This window comes from Thiomicrorhabdus sp. ZW0627, assembly GCF_029767005.1.
Taxonomy (GTDB): domain Bacteria; phylum Pseudomonadota; class Gammaproteobacteria; order Thiomicrospirales; family Thiomicrospiraceae; genus Thiomicrorhabdus.
This window is the reverse complement of sequence record NZ_JARUQR010000001.1, coordinates 1-17,476: the sequence shown is the minus strand read 5'-3', so window position 1 is coordinate 17,476 and position 17,476 is coordinate 1. Positions and strand designations below refer to the sequence as shown.

The window sequence follows — 17,476 nt, the reverse complement described above, 5'->3', positions numbered from 1 at the left end:
AAATTGAATATTAAAGAGGTTTGAACACATTATGTGGATCAAACACCTGTTTTAACCCTGCTTTAATCTTTGAAATCGGAGCGGTGTCGTTATGACGTGGCGCGAAATAACTCTGCCACAGTGTTGAGTATGGTGCCGGCGCTTCATCGCTGACCACCCAGCGGCGCTGTCCGCACATACCGACAGCTATGGTGTTTGGAATCGACGGCGCAGGGCCTTCGGTATCGACTCGCCATAGCTTCTGCCCAGCTTCAAGCTTAGGCTGAAACGGATTTAACGTCAGCCAGACACTGTTGTCGCACTGGATCGCATCCTGTTTGGCATGCTCCCCGAACACACGATAATAAAAGTAACCTTCATAGTACGCACATCCGGACAACGGCAAGGTCGTACCCGCCATCTTGTTCATGAGAATGATCGCTTCGTCTTCCGGCATCTCTTTACAGTAGGTGACTTCTTCCACCAACGGAATCACCTTCAGGCTTAATTCGGTGATCACGGCCATTGATCCTTTGGAACCCGCCATCATTCTGGAAACGTCATACCCGGCGACGTTTTTGATCATCTGTCCGCCGAACCTCAATTGCTGGCCGCGCCCGTCAATCATTTTGGTGCCGAGCACAAAATCACGCAATACACCACGGAACGGACGTGACGGTCCGGTCAAGGCACAGGCATAGGTTCCACCTATGGTCGAATCGCCGTAATCCGGCGGCTCAAAGCCCAGCATCTGGTTACGCTCGGCCAATATCGCTTTCAAATCGGTCAGTTTGGTGCCCGATTTAACCGTTACCACCAGTTCGGACGGCTCATAAGCGACAATACCGGCATTGTCGGCCAAAGAGATCTCCTCAGCACCTTCCGTCAACGGCACCTTGGTCTTATTACCCGTAATCTGCAAGGTGCGCTTTTCGGACACCGCCTGTTTAATCTGGTCCGACAATTGATTGCTAAACGAATCGCTCATTAAAAACGCTCCAACTCCGGGAAAGGCAACTGATTGTTATGCACATGCATTTGCCCCACTTCCGCACAACGGTGCAGGGTCGGCACAGCCTTTCCTGGGTTCATCAGTTCGGTGTCGTCAAACACCCCTTTAATTGCATGAAAGATTTCCAACTCCGGCGTCGCAAACTGGTGGCACATCGAATCCAACTTCTCGACACCTACACCGTGTTCCCCGGTAATGGTTCCGCCAACATCCAGACACAGCTTGAGGATTTCGGCTCCGAACTTTTCAGTTTCCTCCAATTCACCCGGCTTGTTCGCATCATAAAGAATCAGCGGATGCAAGTTACCGTCACCGGCGTGGAAGACGTTCGCCACTTCGAGCTCATACTTCTGAGAAAGCTTTTCGATCTGCTCCAATACATAAGCCAGTCGCTTACGCGGGATGGTTCCATCCATACAGTAATAATCCGGAGAAAAGCGACCGACTGCCGGGAAGGCATTTTTACGCCCTTGCCAAAGCGCGATGCGCTCCGCCTCGTTATGCGAAACCTTGATTGTGGTCGCCCCGCTTTTTTCGAGAATCTTGGCGATTCGCTGAGTGTCCACCTTCACCTGGTCGAAACTGCCGTCCACTTCGCACAACAACAAAGCTTCGGCGTCCAGCGGATAACCGACACGGGCATACTCTTCGGCCGCTTTGATGGAGAACTTGTCCATCATCTCTAAACCAGCAGGAATGATTCCGCGTTCCAACACACTGGTCACCGCGTCGGCACATTCCGTGACCGAGTCGAATCCGGCCATGACTAATTGTGCGGTATCCGGTTTAGGAAGCAGCTTGACCTTGACTTCAACGATCACACCAAGCAACCCTTCCGAGCCATTCAGCAACGCCAACAGATCGATGCCGTCGTCTTTTTCGTCAAGTACCAGAATATCGCCTTCCATATTCACGACAGTGATGGACAGGACATTATGAACGGTCAAACCGTATTTAAGACAGTGTACACCGCCGGAGTTCTCGGCCACGTTACCGCCAATTGAACAGGCGACCTGAGAAGACGGATCCGGTGCATAATAAAGGCCATAAGGTTCAACGGCCTGGGTCACCGAAATATTTCGAACACCGGGCTGAAGCACGGCAGTACGCGCCAGATGGTCGATATGCAGAATACGGTTCATCTTGGAAAGACCAAGCACGATTCCGTCGGAATGAGGCAAAGCGCCGCCAGCTAACCCGGTTCCGGAACCGCGGGTAATGACAGGCGTTTTATGTTTTTTGCAAATTCTCAAAGCGGCCTGTACTTCCTCTATATTATTAGGAAGCACGACTGCGAGTGGTTTCTGTCGATAGGCCGACAAACCGTCGCATTCATAAGGCGCGCATTGCTCTGTGTCCGCAATCACGCTACCGCTCGGTAACGTTTGTATCAGTTCTTGTATAACACTCATGGTTGGGATTATAATTGATTTAAATCAAGTTTCACCCAATTTTTTATTCACTCTACTAAATAGATAGTAAGAACCTCAAATTAAGGAAAAATTGAACGCTATGCAATCATTCAATCCACCTATCCGAACTTTAATGGGGCCTGGCCCTTCCGATGTCCACCCACGAATTCTTTCAGCCATGGCTCGTCCGACTATCGGTCACCTGGATCCTGAATTCGTTCGAATGATGGACGAAGTAAAAACCCTGTTAAAGTATGCGTTCCAAACTGAAAACGAAATGACTATGCCGGTTTCGGCTCCTGGTTCCGCCGGTATGGAAACCTGTTTCGCCAACCTGGTCGAGCCGGGCGATAAAGTAGTGGTCTGCATCAATGGTGTATTCGGTATGCGAATGAAAGAAAACGTCGAACGTACTGGCGGTATCTGCGTTGAAGTACACGACGACTGGGGAACTGCGGTTTCTCCTGAGAAAGTCGAAGCAACATTGAAAGAGCATAGCGATGCAAAAATCGTTGCATTCGTTCACGCTGAAACCTCAACCGGTGCTTGTTCAGACGTCAAAGCGATCTGCGACATCGCTCATAAATACGACTGCCTGACCATCGTCGATGCAGTAACATCACTGGGTGGTGTTCCTCTTAAGGTAGACGAATGGGGAGTCGATGCGATCTATTCCGGTACTCAGAAGTGTCTATCCTGTACTCCGGGCCTTTCTCCGGTAAGTTTCAACGAGCGCGCTTTGGATAAAGTCCGCAACCGTAAGAGCAAAGTACAGAGCTGGTTCCTGGATTTGAACCTTGTTATGGGCTACTGGGGCCAAGGCGCCAAACGCGCCTATCACCATACGGCACCAATCAACGCACTTTACGGATTGCACGAATCGTTGGTGATGCTTAAAGAAGAAGGTTTGGAAAACTCGTGGGCACGTCACGCTGCGATGCATGAAAAACTAAAAGCCGGCCTTGAAGAAATGGGCATCAGCTTCGTGGTTGACGAAGCGATTCGCTTGCCGCAGTTGAACTCTGTCTGGATTCCGGAAGGCTTCGACGACGCAGCGGTTCGTTCGGAACTGTTGAATACCTACAACTTGGAAATCGGTGCCGGTCTTGGCGATTTCGCCGGCAAAGTATGGCGTATCGGTTTGATGGGCTTCTCGGCTAAAGAAGAGAATGTACTATTCTGCTTGTCTGCCTTGAAAAAGGTATTGGGCAAATAAGCGTTCCCGCTTGACCTAAAAACCCGTTCAAATAAACCGGACAGGCCTGTTCGGTTTCAAAAGACGGGTTTTGTAAAGAACCGCTCCTCCGCATTGCATGTTAATTCGGTCGAGCGGTTTTTTTATGCCCGAACTCTTGCCTTTAAGCGCTCCGGGACCTACTCTGACGGCACACAATGAATCAGGTTCAACAGCCTGGCCCGAATAATCCAAGCAGGAAATGCTTCAATATGATCCAACTCACCGATTCCATAAAAGCCTGGAACTCCGCCGATTTCAAACCTCGGTTTATTGCGGAAGTACAACGACTGGACGGCACAAAACTGCCGTTACAGGCTGGTTTGTCTTTATCGAGCTATGCATTGTTCGATGATTTTAAGGTGGTTGTATTGAATACCGACGAGGATGCAGACAGTATTTTTGTAAAAGCGGGACTCTTTTACACCGGCATCATTTCCGGTTGCAGTTGTGCCGACGACCCGACACCACAGGACGAACAAAACGAATATTGCGAGGTCATGTTCAACATAGAGAAGAATACGGGCTTCACCAGTGTCTCTTTGATTGACACCTAATCTGATTACGCCAAAAACAAAAAAGCAGCCAGTGGCTGCTTTTTATGCTGTTCTCATTGTGTGTCAAACCGAAGCTTATTCCGGCAAGGTTCCGTAAATCACAAGATTATGGCCGGAAAGCTCGTAACCATTCTCTTTGGCAATCTCTTTGATGCGCTCCTCGATCACCGGATCCACAAACTCTTTGACCTTGTCGGTTTTCAAGCAAACCAGATGGTCATGGTTGTCGCCGGTATCCAATTCAAAAATCGAGATATTGTTCTCGAAGTTCAAACGTCGAACAATTCCGGCCTGTTCAAATTGCGTGAGTACTCGGTAAACCGTCGCTAAGCCGACTTCTTCCCCCTGATCCAACAATATCTTGTAAACGTCTTCCGCGGTCAAGTGATGATCTTCACCCGCGCTTTCCAAAATCTCAAGAATCTTCAATCTCGGCAAAGTGACCTTCAAGCCCTTTTTCTTCAGCTCTGCTCCGCTCATTTGAACCTCAATTCCTTATACGTTATTATTCTGTTTTCGACGCATCCACATCTCACGGATAGCGTGTATAATAAACCATTTTTGAGCCAACTAGAATATTAATGAAAATGACTCCTATCATGAACTCCGTTCTTAATGCGGCTCTACTTAGCGCCCGGAAACCTTTTAAATTGTTTTTAGCGCTGAGCTTGTCAGGTAGTGTTTTAACCGGCTGTTCGATCCTATCGCCTTATAAGGCCACCTTGACGCAAGGCACAATCATTTCGCAAGAATCCGTCGGACTGCTTCAGGAAGGTCTGACCAAAGACCAAGCCAGACAGCTGTTCGGACCGCCAATTGGTGAAGATCCATTCAACCCGAACCACTGGAGTTATGCGTTTTATACCACTGACGACAACTTCCATCCGGATGCCGTCAAGCGCCTGACGATCAACTTTGATGCCGACCAGATGATCGAGTCATGGGAAATCTCCGACGAAGCTTTCCCCTTCAACGGCAGCTAACCTCTAGATGCCTGTTACCGTGACGCTTCAATCGTCACGGCAACAAAAACATCCTAATCCTCTTTTTTCTGACGCCGCTCATTTTCAACCTGCTGACGTCTTCTGTCGCGCGGATCGACTTTCAAGGGACGATAAACCTCAATTCGATCGCCTTCACGCAAAACCGTCTCCAACGGAACCTGTCTGCCGAAAATACCGACCTTTTCGATATTCAAATCCGGAAATTCCTGCAAAAGTTTGGAAGCCTTAAGCGCCTGCTCGACGGTACAGCCTTCTTCTACCTGCTGCTCGAATAAATATTGCTCTTCCGGGAGAGCGTAAGCCACTTCTATTCGCATAACCTCTCTCCGTTCAGGCATAGACCTGCTTAGCACGTTCACAAAACGCGTCCACCAAAGTATTGGCAATTTGCTCAAAAATCGGACCGATCGCCGCATTCAACAGCCCGCTATTCACTTCGAATTCAACTTCAAAACTGATCTTACAGGCATCAACGTCCAACACTTTAAACTGCCATTCGCCTTTTAAAGCTTTGAAAGGGCCATCCACCAGATTCATCTCGATTCGCTCTCCCGGAACCAGATGATTACGGGTTGTGAATGTCTGCTTGATGCCCGCTTTGGCAATAGTCACCTTAGCCTCCATCTCCAGTTCGGTTTGCGAAATCACCTCAGCACCACCACACCAAGGTAGAAATTGAGGGTACGAAGCCACATCATTGACCAGATCGAACACCTGTCGTGCCGAATAAGGAAGTAAGGCCGTTCTTGTGATTTTTTTCATATATTGCAGCTGGTTTCATTTAAAAAGGTTTCACAATTTAATCGCCGGAGTCCATCGTAAAGCCCTCCACTCATCACATGGCGCTTCGACAGACGGCGAAATCCGAATAGCAGGATTATACCAAAGCTAAGCCGGACGACTCGAAGAGTGTGGCCGTGAAATATTCGAATATTACGCTATAATCGATCAAAGACTTATGAAACCACTTCAATGTAGAGAGGGTCGACATGAAACATCTGATTGCCATTGGCTTATTATGTAGTGCATTCAACGCCGTAGCCGGCGAGTATCAGGAAATCGAAAACCCACCCGAATCGGGCGGCTTGATTAAAGACAGTTTCGTGGTCAACTACACCGCCGACGACTTCACCGACAAGATCGACGAAGCCAAAATTCTCTACATCCCCAAAGACTTTTCAAAACAACCGGCCTTTCTTCTCCGCTGCCGCCCCTACTACACCAACTTCAGCGTGCAATATCTCGAACAGGAAGACAAACTCAAAGATTCCGATGAAACCTTAGCCAACGCCGCCGCTTCTTTCGCCAAACACGGTTTTGTCTACAACGCCAAACACGATCTTAAAATTTCCACCGATGGCAAAAGCAAACGCATGGAAATACTGGTCGGCGGACAGAACAACCATCTAACCAAACTCTTCAAAACCGACGTTGAAAAGTCACCAGGCCTGTTGGGAATGAGTTTCTACTTCACCTTCAATTATCAGGAAATGCCGAGCTTCCGCGGTGCCACCAACACCGACGAATCCGAAGACACCTTCGAACTTTTGAACCGAGCATTGCAAAACAGCCAACCGCTTCGAATGGAACTTGACGGTCGCAACGCGCCCGACCGGGATTTTGAGCTGGACATCAAACGGATGCAACAAGCCGTTCCGGAATCCGTGATCGATTTCTGCCTGACCGGTAGAAAACTAATCGACTAATCATAAATTTAACGCTCGGATTGTAGACTGATATAATACGCACCCATTTAAAGCAGAATTTAATTTACGGTTGTTTTACCCACTATGGCGAAAAAGAGTTCGAACAAAAAAGATAATTCCAGCCAGATCGCGCAAAACAAAAAAGCGCGTCACGACTACTTCATCGAAGAAGTGCATGAAGCGGGACTGTCTTTGGAAGGCTGGGAAATCAAAAGCATCCGTGCCGGAAAAGTTAACATCAAGGAAAGTTACGTCCTTTTAAAGAACAACGAAGCGTACCTGTTCGGTGCCCAGATCACTCCGTTAATCACGGCTTCGACTCACACTGCACACGACCCGTTACGTCTGCGTAAGCTACTGTTGCACCGCCGTGAGTTGGACCGTCTAATCGGACAGGTTGACCGCGGCGGTTACACCATCGTGCCACTGAACATGCACTGGAGCAGCGGCGGCAAGGTCAAGTGCGACATCGGACTGGCGAAAGGTAAGAAACTGCACGACAAACGCGCAACCGAAAAAGAACGTGAATGGAACCGAGACAAACAAAGAATCTTGAAAACCACACGTTAAAACCCTATATAATACACAGCCTGATCAAACGGCGATCAAACGGCGATCAAATCGCGGTCGAATCAAGCAAACGCTCTTTTAAAATCTGGAAACCTTAAATTTTAGGTTTCTCTCTTTCAAAACAGACCGTCCTTTCATTTTGAACAGGCCTGTTGGTTTTGAACAACGTCAAATTGACGTATTTCTCTATTCGGGGATGTACTGGTTTCGACGGGGAGACTGAAGCTTAGGATGCATGTCGTGCCCGAACAATGCACGTAAATCTTAGTTCAAACAGTTATAGTTGCAAACGACGATAACTACGCTCTAGCGGCTTAATTCCCGCTTGTGCAGCTCAGGCCCGTTGCCTATGGCCCCTGTTGCTGTATCGACTTACATAGGATCGCGTAAGGTACGTGTTTGGGTGCCTGGCGTTAAACTTTACAAACTCGCTTAGCGTGATCCCTGCTGGTCGGGCAGCACTAAGTTAAATTAATAGACCAAATAAACATGTAGAGTTCTAATTGGATGCTTTCCGGACGGCGGTTCGATTCCGCCCATCTCCACCAAATACAAATTAGTTGAATACATCAGCTAAACACAATTCTTCATTATCCATCACTTGCATGACGACTATTTAGCCAAACCCGGCTTTCTACTTTTATCCGTAAACGTATATTTTTCAAAATAAACATGGACTTGTATCTTCTTTGCGTTATAGTTTTCTAGACAGAAGAAGAACAATGAAAACAATGTTCCGGTCTTTTCAGCGAAAGTCAGATAACAAGGAATAGAATGGATTCTAATTCCTGGCTCTATTGAAGGATTAATAACGTGTTGAAATTCATAAAAAGCCTATTTTCGTCATCCAAACCCGAGTTGAAAGTGGAAACACCCGCTTCCGCTAACAGCACTCCAACTACCAACGAATCAGAAAACACCACGAAAGAACTTCTAAAACAGGCCACCTCGCTCAAAAAAGAAAATAAATACGATTTAGCCTGTGAAAAGCTACAGGAAGCCTATCAAGCGGAAGGTGCGGAAAATCTGACCATCAAAGAACGTCTTAGACTGCCTATGTACCTACAGCTGGCAGAACGTAATGAAGAAGGTTGGAAAGAACTCAATCGCTTAACGCTCAAATATATAGACGTTTTTTCCCAAGTGGAAATCGCCAATCAAATGCGGATATTTCTACAAAACGAAAAAAAATACATGGAAGCGGTCGAATTTGCAATTTGGACCCTGTGCAAAGAGATTGAAAGAGACCGGTTTAATCTGGAGCCAAATGAATCACTTAACACAGAAAACATGACACCGGAAAGCATCGAACCCAGAATTGCCGCGCTATTGAAAAAAGCCAAAAAACCACATTTGGCGGAAATAATTTCAAAACAGGTGTCAGATTACCTTCATTCCACCCAACACTATGACCCACGAGCCATCAGGGACTTACTACGAAACGATGGAATAGACGTTATATAAAAGGCGGCTGGTGATTCTCTTAAAATTCAAACCGTCTTGAAATGGTTCCAAGAACCTTCGTGGTAACGGATGATGTTAATCGGCGAAACAAGTTGTCGTTCACTTTCGTTCCACTGCATCGGAATATCCAGATCATGGCCGATATTACTGGTTTCACGCAATTTTCGGTTCAAGTATTGTGAAACGGTCAAGTCACCACCTTCTTCGTGAAAACCTTGCAATAATGGCAGCCAGACCTCTCCGGAAATAAAGCCCTCTAAAGAGATCGTATTCACGTACCGGCTGGCCACATCCATTCCGGCTTCCTCCAGGTTTTCACGAAACTTTCTGGCAACAGGCGTGTCGCTTTTGATGTCCGGTATCGGCGTACTCAAGAAGACGTTCTTTTGCGAATCGGACAGCAAGTTCTGCATCCCGCTCGGACTGATTAGGGAGATACCGTAAAAATAGGCCGTTGGCTTCAATTTTTGATATTTGTTAACCACACTTGAAAGCAGTGCGTGGGAGCCAATCACCAGCAGGTTATCAACGTCTTTCTTCTTCAAATCCTTAAGAAAGTCATCGCAGGTGTGCATTTGGTTATGTTTGATGAAGTGCATGTTCTTCATTTGCTTGGCCGCATGGTTTTTCAATCGATTGCCGACGATGGTTGGCGGATAGATCATGGCACAATCGCCGCCCTCTTTTTCCATCACTTGAAGAATCGCATCCAATTCATCCAGATAGCTCGCCTTACTGTTGAAGATATTCGTATAGCCAGACTGGCGGAGCAAACTGCAGCCTGCATAAGGAGAAAGCATCGGCTTTCGAGTTTGGTTCAGTAACCGAACCACCCGTTCCACGTCGCCCAACGGAAAAATGCACCCCATCAGTCCCATACTCTTTTGGGAGATGGTCTTCTTAGTCAACTGCACCAGTCGATCCGTTTTGGAATTGGTGTCATAGACTTCAAAATCCAGGCTCCGTTCGGAATTGGCATTATTGTATGCACTGATACTGGTCCGCAACCCGGTAAGCAAACTCTGGCCAACCATTGCAAGAGGCCCGGTCAGAGGCAGCAAAATGGATATGACCGGATCATGGTAAAGGGTCGAAATATTGCCCGGATTCTGAATCAACTGATCAATCACTTCCTTGAGTTTCGTATCCTCAGGTTGATCGGGTTTCAAAGTCACCAATTCGGCCGTCTTGATGTCCAATTCCCGATAAATACTGGCTTGGTTGTTGTGATCGCTTTGCGTCAAGGATTCAATCAGTTCCTGCAATGGTAACGGCCGGGAAAAATAATACCCTTGTGCAAGATTGCATCCGGCCGATTTCAGGTATTGGACCGTCTCCCAATCTTCCACGCCTTCGGCCACCACGTCCATGTTAAGACCGTGTGCAATCTCAATGGTGTTTTTGACGAGCAGTTGATTTTTATAGTTACTCAATAGATTATCGATGAACGACTTGTCAATCTTTAACTCCGTAAACGGAAAACGCTTGATATAGTCGAGCACCGCTGCGCCGGTACCAAAATCGTCAATAGACAGCTTAAAGTTTTTTAACCGCAAACGGGTCAGAATATCCAGATTGGTCTTCTCGTCGGAAAACACACTGCTTTCGGTGATTTCCACCACAATGTTTCTGGCATCGATATCACGATCCTTAACGGCCTGATTCAAACGATCCGGAAAATTCAGATCCTTAAGGTTCAACGCAGACACATTAATGGAAACCGTCACCGGACCAAATTTCTTTAGCTCACTCGAATAATCGTCCAACACCTGCTCAATGACGATTTCAGTTAGCTGGTCAATCAATTCAGACTGTTCAGCCGTCAGGATAAAGTGGTCGGGGTAGACGAGCGCTCCCTCTGTATCGACCAGACGTACCAACGCTTCAAAACCGATAACCTGATAGGTTTTCAGTGATACCTGAGGCTGATAGTGCATTATGATACGGCCTTCATCAATCGCCGCCTGAAGCTCTTCCGGGGGCAAAAGAGCAACCACTTCCGAATTCAGGTCAACGCCGTGGTCAGCGTTGGCCGGACTGAGGTTTTCATTATTGAATACATCGACAATCTGCTGCATCCTAAACGGCTTTGTCAACGGCTCCCTCAAATTGAGTCCATGCTTTTCCGCCAACTCGTGCGCCGTTGAGAGTACCGCCTCATCAAAACCACTCATCAAAACCACGCCGCCCTGATAGCCCTGATCCGACAGAACCCTCAACAATTCGATGCCGTCACGCTCCGGCATATGAAGATCAAGAAACACAAGCTGAACATCATCAGTCATCAACTCCTCGAACTGATTACCATCTGTCGATGCCACGGCTTTCAGATTCATCGATTCCGCAATGTCCGAAATCAATTCGCCATATTCACTCTCATCATCCATGATTAAAACTTGAACATTCATCTTCCCACCTCTTGTTATCAACAACTTAAGTGCTTACTCAAACTGCAATGCTCAACAGCTCCTTAACCGCTTCCACTAACTGCTGTTTTGTAAAGGGCTTATGTATTAAGATAAAGCCACTATTTTGTACTCGGTCATGTTGTAAGTCCAAAAGGCTTTCAGAAAAACCGCTGACAAAAACGAAAGGAAGCCCAATTCCCTCTTTCTGCATTTTCTTCATCAATTCAAAACCGTCCAAATGTCCGGGCATGATCACATCCGAAACGACAAGATCAAAGCGTTCGCCATTTTCCAGAATACCCCATGCCTCATCCGCACTCCGTGCGGTCACACACTGGTAACCCGCCTGACTCAAATAGGCTTCAGTCACTTCCAGCAGATCTTCTTCATCATCAATGACCAGAAGTCGCCTAATCCCCATCTCCTCCTCTGCCAGAATCGATTCCAACATGACTTCTTCTACCGGCTTATCAAACGATTCCAATTTCGAATCCGCCATTACCGGTAAATAAAGATGGACTGAAGTACCTTTACCTTCCACACTTTCGATACAAAGATGTCCTTTTACTTGTTTGATAAGGCCATAGACCATCGACAACCCCAACCCGCTGCCCTTTTCTTTCGGTTTGGTTGAGAAAAAAGGCTCCAAAATCCGTTCTAATATGGATGCCGGAATCCCGGTGCCGTTGTCAGCCACTTCGATCGAAACATAGTCCCCCGGCAAGATCGCTTCATCAGGCCCCTGTGAACAGACTTCACCAGCCCCGACGACTTCCGCCCCGATATAGATTTCCCCACCGTCCTGCAAGGCATCTTTGGCATTCACCGCCAGATTGATCAAAGCATTGACCAACTCACTGGAGTCTGCTTCAACAATCGGTAGATTTTCGGCGATTTCCGACTGAATCGTGATGTGATCTTTCATGGTACGATGCAACATGTCGACCACATCATCCAGCAACTCATTGAGGTTAACGGGTTCGAATTTCAACGCCTGTTTTCTTGAGACGGCCAACAGTTTCTGGGTCAGGTCTGACGCCAATAACGCGGCCTTACGAACCTTATTCACCCTTCCGATCGTTTTTTCACGATCGTCAATACCTCTCTCCAAAAGGTCAAGCTGACCGATGACGATACCCAGTAAATTATTGAAATCGTGCGCCACACCTCCGGTCAACCTTCCTAAAGATTCAAGCTTCTGCACTTGCCTGAGCTGATTATCGGTTTTAATCTTTTCGGTCAAATCCCGGATCAATACTAAAACCATAGGTTGATCTTCAATCTCCACTGAAGAAACAATCATTTCCAGCAATCGCTCATCACCTTTCGAGCGCTGATAACGCAATATGCCGTCGCCTGAATCTTCTATCACCTCACCTTCACTTTTCAAACGCCCCTCAAGCGACTTGAACTTCGCCTGCATGTTTTCGGGCATAATATTTCGATAATCTTGACCAACCAGCTCCTCAGGCTTTTTTTCAAACAACTTACGAGCCTGATGGTTGACCATCTCTATGATCCCTTGAGGGTTAACGATGCAAATACTGTCCGGAGCAAAATCAAATAAGGTCCGAAATGTGTTTTTGCTCTGCTCTAAAGCACGCTCCCGATTTGCCAGACGTTGGACGGTATTCGACAAACGACTCGAAACCACAAAAGAGAGAAAAGCCACAACGAACAAAAGTGCGGCTACGATAAAAGGCCATTGCTTCTGCCATGTAAAATCCGAACCATAAACCCAATTCGACTCAGATTTCGCAACAATGAACCAAGGCAAATCCGATGCCTTGAACGGAATGCCCAATGAGGTGTCATTCGATTTCAAACCGCACTTGTTCTCTGAACAGATCCGCGTAAAGGTATACAGTTCCTTATGCTTTTGAGTAACGAACCCCTCTGTCTTTTCATTAATTTCGGACCATAAGTCAGGGTTTTGTTTACTCATATTATTCTGAGCATTCATCTCACCTTGCATGAACCCCCAATTAAAACGGTCCTCCGAAGCACCGTACAAAAAGTAACCGTCTTTATTGAGCATGAAAAGCGAAGAACTCGAAGTACTTTCGGACAACTTACGTAAATTTTGAAGCAGTGCCGAACCGTCATAGTTGAAAACCATGTAACCGATTATTTCGCCTCCATACCCCAAAACCGGGGTTACAAAACGAATGGTCGGCTTATACGGAATCACAATTTCACCGTGTTCTACATTCAAGTCAAAAGGCGATTGAAATACCTCACCAACATTAAGCTTTTCCGCTTCACGAAAGTAATAACGGTCGGATTTATTCTGTAGCTTGTCTGAATTAACTCGAAAAGAATGGTCGTTTTCACGCTCTATGCGTACGATTTCCTGACCAAATACATCCAGAAGGCGAATCTGGGAATAATGTTTTTCATCTTTGGAAAAAGTCAGATATTCTTGGCATAACTCACTCAAAGAAACGTCGGGAAGATCAAGAAGAAAGTCTTTTGCCGTGCTCTGCTGGCTAAGGTAATGCAGATCGGCGTAAACCTCGTTGATGTCATTGACAATCGATCGTGCAGCGTCTTCCACCAATTGCTTCTCTAGGGTCTTCTGCTGCTCAAAACGCAATTCACGATCAATATAAAATACCGTCGCCATCAGAATCGCAAGGACAGCAAAAACCAAAAATAACATTAACCGAGAGGTTTCTATCTTCTTATACAATTTTAAGAGCCATCCTTGTTACTTAAAACGCAATGTACAACGGCTTGTGTTTAAAGGCCTATTTTCGGAAACCAGTGGAAAAGTTCTGCCTCTTCAGTTTTCAACACGAACAAGTAAATAAGAAACTTATCTATACTTGCCATAAAACAGATAGATAAAAATCAATCTTTTTAGCACACAATAATCAATATTTTTTACAAATACCACATTTATTTCATTGTTTTCAAATAAAAAATTTTATCCCAATTCACCAATTTCATGGCCAGTAAGGGCTTACGGAGAGATTGTTAAATATACTATTCCGCTAATAACAAAGCCTATGGTATGATGCATGATAAGAAACTTATTCCATACAAAGGAAATGGAAATACCAAGGTGTGACGAGCCATTCCTTTTAAACCCTAAAAAGACCGCTTAACATGATCAAAAAAATTGCCCTCTTTTTTAGTATCGTCCTTCTTCTGACTTCCTGCTCCTCAAGTCAACCTGAAAAACTTAAAATTTCAGCGACAACCTGGATCGGTTACTCCCCTCTTTACTACGCTAAAGAAAAAGGTTGGCTAAAGCCTTTAAACATAAAGCTTCTTCATGTTGTCTCTCTAAGCGAAAACATGTACCTTTACCAGTCCGGTAACTCCGATGCCTACGTCGGTACACAATATGAATACAGTATCCTGTCCCCACAAGACTCGTCCTTGTTACCGATTATGATGTTCGATCGCTCTTATGGCGGAGACATCATAATGAGCAACGTTTCCATCGAGGCTTTGAAAAATACCGATGAAACAATCGACGCCTACCTTGAAATGGATTCCATTAACAGCACCTTGTTGAAAGACTTCATCAAGCTGCACGGACTGTATGAAAAAAACATCAACTACATCAACCAGGATCAGGCAAACATTTCAACGCTCGAAGCTAAGAACACCAAAAGACCCAGCCTCATCATCACCTATAACCCATACAATATCGATTTAGAAAAACAGGGATTCAACGAAATCGCCTCCACCAAAAATGGACTGGACCTGCTGGTTGTAGACGCTCTTTTCACGACCGAAGATGTTCTCCACAAACACAAAGACCAGTTCATCCAGTTGAAAAAGCTGGTCAGCGATGCGGTCGACGTTCTCAAACAAAACCCGCGCGAATTCTACGAAACCGTCAAACCTTATATGCTGGAAGTCAGCTACGAAGAATTCCTACACTCTCTGAACGACATCATATGGATCAACCAAAGCATCGATCCAAAACTGAAAGAACGTATGCGTGAAGCCAACTTTCCGACAAGAGGGCTGATCTGACATGCTTCTGAACATTAAGCAGTTCATACTGCTGATTATTTTTCTTTTGCTAGGCGTTTTATATTCGATTTTCTCAGACTACTACCTTGATCAACGTGAACAAACCGCTTCGGTGATTCTGGGAACACTTCAGGACGATATGTCCGAAATCAGTTACGTCTTATCCAAGAACATCACCGAAAAACAAAATATCCAAAGTTCACGCGCATTTCTTGACCGGGCAGCTTCCAACAACGACTTCATCAAAGCCATCATCATTCTTGACGACGAAGAGGTCCTACTGACGACGGATCCGCATTACCGAAAGGCCATAACCAAAAGCCCTCTATACAACCATCACGCGAAATCCGCCTATGAACAATTGACTCAAAAAGTCGGACTGGAAGGCATCGTCCGCTTCTACGAAGGTGAGCACCTGAAGAAACTATCCCTTCTCTTCCTGCTGGATCAAGACGAGATCGAATATTCTCTCAGCTACAATAAAACCAAATTTTTCACCTACTTTGGAATTTTACCGGCGCTAAGCATCTTCCTCATCTGGATCATTCTCAAGCTGTTTATCGGAAACCCTTTGGAAAAATTGCGCCAATACGCCTATTACCAGAGCTTCATTCCAAAAGCGTTTAAAGTCAAAGAGCTGGAAGCGATCCGTTCATCGATGGTTCAAACGTTCACTCGCCTGGACGCGGAGCAGAAAGAACTCTATAAAATGGCTCGTACCGACTCCTTGAGCGGCCTTGCCAACCGAAACGCATTAAACGAACATCTCAAAAGACTCATTGCCAACGCATCGCGCACCAACAAGGAATTCGCTTATCTGTTTCTGGACCTGGACAACTTCAAAACCGTTAACGATGCTTTAGGACACCATATCGGGGATGAACTTCTGCAAAACGTCGCTTCGACCATTGCTGAAGTGTTGCGTGCCAATGATTTCGTTGCGCGTGTCGGCGGTGACGAGTTCGTTATCGTGCTTGAAGAGTATCATTCGATGAGCGAGCTGACCAACATCATCGAACGAATTCAGAATCGATTAAGTATCACCTGGGTGGTTCAAACCCATCCGATCAACATTACGAGCAGTGTCGGTATTGCCTTCTACCCGAAAGACGGAACGGACATCATTTCCCTGATGCAGCATTCCGACATCGCCATGTATGAAGCCAAGAAAAAAGGACGTGCTCAATACCACTTCTTCACAGAACGCCTGAACGCCGAAGTCAAAAAGAGCATCGCCATGGATAAAGCCATGCGCCGGGCACTCGAACATGAAGAATACCAGCTTTACTATCAACCTAAGATAGACATGAAAACGGGTGAGATTGTCGGAGCGGAAGCCCTGATCCGATGGCAGACACGCACTGACGGCATCATCCCGCCTAACGACTTCATTCCACTTGCGGAAGAGAACGGCTTCATCGTCGAACTCGGCTTATGGGTCATGCGCGAGGCGATGTACCAGCAAAAAGCCTGGCAGGCCAAAGGGATCGACATTTCAATTGCCATCAACGTTGCCACGCAGCAATTGCTCGATGACAACTTTGAAAAGAAATTCAAAGCGTTACTGGAAGAAACTCAAGTCGACCCAGCCAAAATCGAATTTGAAATCACCGAATACCTGTTCCTGGATCAGACCAATAACAACCTGAATACCTTGAATATGATTCACGACAACGGTATCAGTATTTCTCTGGATGATTTCGGAACCGGTTATTCCTCGCTCTCCTACCTCAAGAAATTCCCGATCGACAGCATCAAGATAGACAAAACCTTTGTGGACGACTTCAATACCACCGAAGGAGCCATCTTCCTTGAAACCATCGTAAAAATGGGACAAACCCTCGATATGGACGTCATTGCGGAAGGGGTAGAAACCAGAGAACAATCTCTCTACCTCAAACAAGTAGGCTGTAAGCTTTGTCAAGGATACTACTGTTCAAAACCGCTGCCAGTCACCGACTTTGAAGGCTTCTACAAAACACACCAAGCCGACGTTTGCAAAATAGCCAACTGGAACGACTAAACCTTTACTTCCAATCACACGCCAACCTTTTCACCCTAAACTGAACAGGCCTGTTCGTTTTTCTAACAGAATTTCCGGACAATAAAAAAGGGGCATTAAGCCCCCTTTCAAGTT

At 46.2% G+C, this 17,476-nt stretch carries 15 protein-coding genes and 1 other RNA gene; 9 read left to right on the top strand and 7 right to left on the bottom strand.

The window, feature by feature from the left end; all coding sequences use genetic code 11:
• Nucleotides 1–10 precede the first annotated feature (10 nt).
• Nucleotides 11–967, bottom strand: a complete 957-nt coding sequence (locus QCB45_RS00080; protein ID WP_279418412.1) for an FAD-binding protein — start codon at nt 965–967, stop codon at nt 11–13.
• Nucleotides 967–2,403, bottom strand: coding sequence for an FAD-linked oxidase C-terminal domain-containing protein (locus QCB45_RS00075; protein WP_279418410.1), 1,437 nt, complete (start codon nt 2,401–2,403; stop codon nt 967–969). The genes QCB45_RS00080 and QCB45_RS00075 overlap by 1 nt, the downstream gene beginning before the upstream one ends.
• A gap of 100 nt (nt 2,404–2,503) precedes the next feature.
• Between QCB45_RS00075 and QCB45_RS00070 the strand changes: the two genes are divergently transcribed.
• Nucleotides 2,504–3,619 carry an alanine--glyoxylate aminotransferase family protein gene (locus QCB45_RS00070; RefSeq protein ID WP_279418409.1) on the top strand — a complete coding sequence of 372 codons (1,116 nt, stop codon included), beginning with the start codon at nt 2,504–2,506 and terminating at the stop codon, nt 3,617–3,619.
• Between the two features lie 230 nt (nt 3,620–3,849).
• Nucleotides 3,850–4,194, top strand: coding sequence for a hypothetical protein (locus QCB45_RS00065; RefSeq protein ID WP_279418408.1), 345 nt, complete (start codon nt 3,850–3,852; stop codon nt 4,192–4,194).
• Between the two features lie 75 nt (nt 4,195–4,269).
• Here the strand turns inward: QCB45_RS00065 and fur are convergent, their stop codons facing one another.
• On the bottom strand, nt 4,270–4,674 hold the full coding sequence (gene fur / locus QCB45_RS00060) for a ferric iron uptake transcriptional regulator (RefSeq protein ID WP_279418405.1): 405 nt from the start codon (nt 4,672–4,674) through the stop codon (nt 4,270–4,272).
• A 101-nt stretch (nt 4,675–4,775) separates the two neighbouring features.
• On the opposite strand from fur, the gene bamE reads away from it, so the two are divergent.
• Nucleotides 4,776–5,177 carry an outer membrane protein assembly factor BamE gene (gene bamE, locus QCB45_RS00055; RefSeq protein WP_279418404.1) on the top strand — a complete coding sequence of 134 codons (402 nt, stop codon included), beginning with the start codon at nt 4,776–4,778 and terminating at the stop codon, nt 5,175–5,177.
• A gap of 53 nt (nt 5,178–5,230) precedes the next feature.
• Here bamE and QCB45_RS00050 read toward each other — a convergent pair whose 3' ends face one another.
• Both QCB45_RS00050 and QCB45_RS00045 read right to left on the bottom strand, forming a co-directional pair.
• Nucleotides 5,231–5,515 carry an RnfH family protein gene (locus tag QCB45_RS00050; protein WP_279418402.1) on the bottom strand — a complete coding sequence of 95 codons (285 nt, stop codon included), beginning with the start codon at nt 5,513–5,515 and terminating at the stop codon, nt 5,231–5,233.
• A 13-nt stretch (nt 5,516–5,528) separates the two neighbouring features.
• On the bottom strand, nt 5,529–5,960 hold the full coding sequence (locus QCB45_RS00045; RefSeq protein WP_279418400.1) for a type II toxin-antitoxin system RatA family toxin: 432 nt from the start codon (nt 5,958–5,960) through the stop codon (nt 5,529–5,531).
• A gap of 227 nt (nt 5,961–6,187) precedes the next feature.
• Between QCB45_RS00045 and QCB45_RS00040 the strand changes: the two genes are divergently transcribed.
• From QCB45_RS00040 to QCB45_RS00025, 4 genes are all read left to right on the top strand, one after another.
• Nucleotides 6,188–6,904 carry a hypothetical protein gene (locus QCB45_RS00040; RefSeq protein ID WP_279418398.1) on the top strand — a complete coding sequence of 239 codons (717 nt, stop codon included), beginning with the start codon at nt 6,188–6,190 and terminating at the stop codon, nt 6,902–6,904.
• 84 nt (nt 6,905–6,988) lie between these two features.
• Entirely contained in the window at nt 6,989–7,474 is a 486-nt protein-coding gene (gene smpB, locus QCB45_RS00035) for an SsrA-binding protein SmpB (protein ID WP_279418397.1), read from the top strand.
• Between the two features lie 192 nt (nt 7,475–7,666).
• Nucleotides 7,667–8,022: a transfer-messenger RNA gene (gene ssrA, locus QCB45_RS00030) on the top strand.
• Nucleotides 8,023–8,338: 316 nt separating this feature from the next.
• Nucleotides 8,339–8,938, top strand: coding sequence for a hypothetical protein (locus QCB45_RS00025; RefSeq protein ID WP_279418396.1), 600 nt, complete (start codon nt 8,339–8,341; stop codon nt 8,936–8,938).
• Between the two features lie 26 nt (nt 8,939–8,964).
• Here QCB45_RS00025 and QCB45_RS00020 read toward each other — a convergent pair whose 3' ends face one another.
• On the bottom strand, nt 8,965–11,346 hold the full coding sequence (locus tag QCB45_RS00020) for an EAL domain-containing protein (RefSeq protein ID WP_279418394.1): 2,382 nt from the start codon (nt 11,344–11,346) through the stop codon (nt 8,965–8,967).
• Between the two features lie 37 nt (nt 11,347–11,383).
• Nucleotides 11,384–14,008 (bottom strand): ATP-binding protein, encoded by a 2,625-nt coding sequence (locus QCB45_RS00015; RefSeq protein WP_279418391.1) that lies wholly within the window; start codon nt 14,006–14,008, stop codon nt 11,384–11,386.
• A 449-nt stretch (nt 14,009–14,457) separates the two neighbouring features.
• On the opposite strand from QCB45_RS00015, the gene QCB45_RS00010 reads away from it, so the two are divergent.
• Both QCB45_RS00010 and QCB45_RS00005 read left to right on the top strand, forming a co-directional pair.
• Nucleotides 14,458–15,339 (top strand): ABC transporter substrate-binding protein, encoded by an 882-nt coding sequence (locus QCB45_RS00010; RefSeq protein ID WP_279418390.1) that lies wholly within the window; start codon nt 14,458–14,460, stop codon nt 15,337–15,339.
• Nucleotide 15,340: 1 nt separating this feature from the next.
• Complete coding sequence (locus QCB45_RS00005) at nt 15,341–17,362, top strand: EAL domain-containing protein (RefSeq protein WP_279418388.1); 2,022 nt, start codon at nt 15,341–15,343, stop codon at nt 17,360–17,362.
• The last annotated feature ends 114 nt before the right edge of the window (nt 17,363–17,476 follow it).